This is a genomic window from Waterburya sp. (assembly GCF_058530065.1).
On the sequence record NZ_JBZNBU010000250.1, the window covers coordinates 1 to 4,621 of the forward strand.

The 4,621-nt window shown below is 39.6% G+C and carries 4 protein-coding genes; 1 reads left to right on the top strand and 3 read right to left on the bottom strand.

Features of this window, described 5'->3' with window-relative positions; translation table 11 throughout:
- From AC33VI_RS14880 to AC33VI_RS14890, 3 genes are all read right to left on the bottom strand, one after another.
- Positions 1 to 1,736 (bottom strand): phosphoenolpyruvate carboxylase (locus AC33VI_RS14880; protein ID WP_491783050.1); only part of this gene is annotated, 1,736 nt, incomplete at its 3' end.
- Positions 1,737 to 1,870: 134 nt separating this feature from the next.
- Entirely contained in the window at positions 1,871 to 1,999 is a 129-nt protein-coding gene (locus tag AC33VI_RS14885; RefSeq protein ID WP_491783051.1) for a hypothetical protein, read from the bottom strand.
- 239 nt (positions 2,000 to 2,238) lie between these two features.
- Positions 2,239 to 3,831 carry an NAD(P)H-quinone oxidoreductase subunit 4 gene (locus AC33VI_RS14890; RefSeq protein WP_491783052.1) on the bottom strand — a complete coding sequence of 531 codons (1,593 nt, stop codon included), beginning with the start codon at positions 3,829 to 3,831 and terminating at the stop codon, positions 2,239 to 2,241.
- 413 nt (positions 3,832 to 4,244) lie between these two features.
- On the opposite strand from AC33VI_RS14890, the gene AC33VI_RS14895 reads away from it, so the two are divergent.
- Positions 4,245 to 4,621: dynamin family protein (locus AC33VI_RS14895; RefSeq protein ID WP_491783053.1), on the top strand; the 377-nt coding region annotated here is incomplete at its 3' end.

The following is a 4,621-nucleotide window of genomic DNA, read 5'->3' on the forward strand; positions in this document are numbered from 1 at the left end:
ACAAAATTAGTCATACTAATAATGTAGGTTCGACAAATACCCTGTCCAAATTCTTGTTGCAACAATCGCAACATTTTAAAGGTTTCGATGGTTTCGCAGGTAGTCTCCGAAAAAGGCATTTCCGCAGGTATTAAAGGTCTACGGGTTTTCAACTCTCGAACCAACCAAGCAGTTTTTTCCTCTTCTGACAGTTCGTCGTAGGGTTTAGGCAACACCTGGAGATAGGAAGTAATTTCAGATATCGCATCGCTGTGGCGGGAAGAATCTTGACGAAAATCGAGTTCTACCAAGGTAAAACCATAGACCTCTGCCTGACAAATCAAATTATCTAATTCCCGACATTGCAGGCTAGTAGTAGCTAGGCTAGATTGCATTAGTTTCAATTCTGCGAGAAATTCTGCCCCAGAAACATAAATATTTTCGGTTTTAATTTCCGATCTGGCTTGTCTGCCCGCTACCGAAGATAAAACCCTGCTACGTTCGAGGGAATTTTGCAATCTTTTCTCGATATATGCCAGTTTCAAGCGATAGGGTTCTTGACGGTAGCGAATCGCCAATTCTTCATAAATTTCTGGCATTTGCAAGCGATCTTGCTCTAAAGAATCTAATAGTTCTGGACGAACGTCGCTCCAGTGCAGAGACAAACTTAATAATTCCCGCAAGCGTTCGATCGAGTGAAGATATTTTTCAATGACGATGCTTCTTTGGTAGCAAGCAGTTTCCCAGGTTACTTGAGGAGTCACAAAGGGGTTACCATCTCGATCCGAACCTACCCAAGAGCCAAAGTAACAGAAATTATGGGTAGGAGCGACCAAATTGGGAAAAGAAGCTTTTAAAGACTGTTTGAGACGATTTGCCAGTTGCGGTATTACATCAAACAGAACTTCTTGGAAGTAGTGGAGGGAATAATCTACTTCATCCAAAACTTTGGGTTTAAATTGATGCAGTTCGTCAGTACGCCACCAAAGACGAATTTCTTCTGTTAGTTGAGAGATGGCTTCATTAGCTTCCAAAGATTCGGGCAGTCCGATCTCTCGCATTACTTCTTCTGCCGCATCCAATTGTTCTAAAATGTGGGAAATACGACGCTGTTTTTTGCGGATTGTATGGCGAACGATTTCCGTAGGATGGGCGGTAAATACTAATCTGATGTCCAATTGTTCTAATAATCTTTGCAACATCAGAGGGGGCATATTAATTTCCTTGAGATAAGGAAAAAGCCAATGAAACAAGCCTGCGTTATTATTGCTGGAAATAGTTGGTTCGATCCAATTTTCTTCTAATTTTTCTAGCTTGGCATCTCGTTTTTGTGGTTTTTTATTTCCTCCTGAAGAACCATTACCATTACTGTTAGATTTAGATGTATTAGGGGCAACGTTAGTCACGCGACGAGATAGTTTTTGTTCCCTGCTTTCGTAATGTTGCTCGATTATATTAGTTAGTTGAAAATATAGGGCAAAGGCTCTGGCTGCTTGAATGGCATCGTTAAGAGTTAACTCTTCAATTAATTTGGGTACGGTCGATCGAGTTAATGAATCGGTTACTTGTCCCTCCGCAGAAGAAAGAGAACGCATTTCTTTGAGCAGATCTAACATTTCTTGACCGCATTCAGATCGCAGCACCGACTCCCATAAATCTTCTACTAATTTTTGCCGATGGCGTAGTAGTAAGTGAGAAGTAGAAAGTACACTCTTTTCTTCCCGATCCGCTCTCGAAGATTGAACAACCGAACTCATAAAAACCTCTGTGTGCCTTGTGTGTATCTTAGATTGAAAAATATTTTTCTAGAGTATGTCTAATTTATCAGAACCCCATATAAATAGGAACAAAAAGACTACATATTGCGATCGACTCAACATTTTTATTGCAACTAAAACTGGTTGGGATCGAAATCGGAAAAGTTGAGAATAGGCAAACGTTCCGAGCGAAAAATTTCTTCACTGGTCTTACCTAATTCTGTCATGAATTCCGTTACTAAATATATAAACAAAAGAGTCATGATAAACGGGCTAGTGGCAAGACTTAACCCCATGAAAGACAGAAAGCACGATGTATTGTTTGATTTCACGATCTGCTGTTAGATTTACTATTTATCTATTATTGTATGAATTTTGCCCTATATGGGGCAAAACTACTTTAATTTTTTTCCATCTGCTTATGGACGAAAATCCCCCACCTTCTGCCAAATCGAGAACATGGGGGAAATTAATTGAGTAAATTGAATCGGAATCGATCGCTTTAATTGATCGCCGCAATTTCAGGTGCGGTATGAGATTTCAGGGAATAGAAACTAGAAGGTGATGCTTTGGCTGTTTGTACCAAACTAGGTACGGAATTGCGCAGTCTGGCAGTTAATTGACTGATACTAGAGTCATAGATTTGCGTGACCAATTTGGGATACAAACCAATACCAATAATGGGAATTAACAAGCAAGCAATCACAAATACTTCTCTAGGTTCGGCATCGACTAGATTAGTATGATCTACTAATTCCTTGTTTTCAGGGCCATATAACATTTCTCGCAACATCGATAGCAAGTAGATAGGAGTTAAAATTACCCCAACAGCAGCCAAGAAGATAATCAAGACCTTAAAACTAGAATTGTAGGCATCGCTGGTAGCAAAACCAACAAATACCATTAATTCGGCGACAAAACCGCTCATTCCTGGCAAAGCTAAGGATGCAAAGGAACAAGTAGTCCACATGGCAAAAATCTTTTTCATCTTTTGACCCACACCGCCCATTTCATCGAGCATTAAAGTGTGGCTGCGATCGTAAGTTGCCCCCACCATGAAAAATAGACTCGCCCCAATCAGACCGTGAGAAATCATCTGTAACATTGCCCCACTAGTACCTAAGTCGGTAAAAGATGCAATCCCAATTAGAACAAAGCCCATATGAGAAATGGAGGAATAAGCAATCTTTCGCTTGAGGTTGCGTTGGGCAAAAGAAGTCAGAGCGGCATAAACAATATTAACAACCCCCAAAATTACCAACATGGGAGCAAAGAAGGCATGAGCGTCGGGTAACATTCCCGCATTCATGCGTAATAAAGCATAGCCCCCCATTTTTAAGAGAATACCCGCCAGTAACATATGGGCGGGGGCTGTGGCTTCTCCGTGAGCGTCGGGCAACCAAGTATGGAGGGGGAAAATCGGTAACTTCACTCCGTAGGCAATTAAGAAACCAGCATATAAGAATAATTGCAGATTAAAAGCATAATCTTTAGCAGCGATCGCACTCATATCGAAGGTGACCGTATCTCCATAAAATGCCATAGTCAACGCTGCAATGAGAATAAACAGCGAGCCTCCCGCAGTGTAGAGAATAAACTTGGTGGCAGCATAAAGACGTTTTTTCCCGCCCCAAATCGATAAAATTAGATATACAGGAACGAGTTCTAATTCCCAAACGAGGAAAAAGAGCAACATATCTTGAACGGCAAATACGGCAATTTGTCCGCCATACATCGCCAACATCAAGAAGTAAAACAGCTTAGGTTTATAGGTTACAGGCCAAGCTGCCATCATTGCCAGGGTAGTAATAAAACCCGTCAACAAAATTAAAGGCATTGATAGACCATCAGCCCCTACAGACCAGTTTAAGTCTAGTTGGGGAATCCAAGCATAGCTTTCCACTAGCTGTAGATCGGGGTTGCTAAAGTCATAATCTTGGTAAAAACCATAGACCATCACCGCAAAATCAATCAAGCCTATAATTAGAGCGTACCAGCGTACGGTCTTACCTTCTTTATCGGGAATAATCGGTAGAAGGAAAGACGCAGCAATGGGAAATAAAATACAGGTAGTTAACCAAGGAAAGTGTGTCATATATATTTGAAAGCAAAAATCTTATTAGAAGTTTGACTTATAGATTTCCTGTCTTTATTTATATGTTCCAAGGTATTTAGGGGAAATTCCCCGATTCTTAATGAATTGTTTATAGACAAGGGATTAACGAACTAATTATGACCGATAAATCTACGAATATTTGGGACTACAAACCTAGCTGGTGTCAGCCTGGATTATGTGATACATAACGTGTAAAATGATGATATATATCAGTTTTTACATAGTGTATATTTTACATAATGAGCTTATGAGTTAATTCAAATTCTACTGATAATGTTAATTATCTCGATTGTTTAACGATATCGATAGCTTTTAATTTTCTCTTGTTGTCTGTGAAGAATATAAACATAGCTCTTATATAAGACTAAGTTTTATTCTTACACCATAAATTTATGACAACAGAAATTAATGCTGTATTTGAGCAAGTTCGCCATCGCTTGAAACAATTAGGTAATGGTGTCGCTGATTTGGCTCAAAATCACGCAGATATTTTAGATAGTCCGACTATCCAAAATTCTTTATTAAAGTTTCGAGAGGCTTACGAAGAATCTTCCGCCAGATTAGCTAAACCTAATTTTACTATTGCGACTATAGGTACAACTTCTTCGGGTAAATCAACAATTGTTAATGCACTAATCGGACGTAAAATAGCTCCTATTGAAGCAGGAGAAATGAGTGGTGGTATATTAACCATTCAGCATTCTAAAAAGTTCAAATTACTAGTAGAAGAGACAGAAGCAGCGCAATGGCTTACAGGGGAATGGCAAGG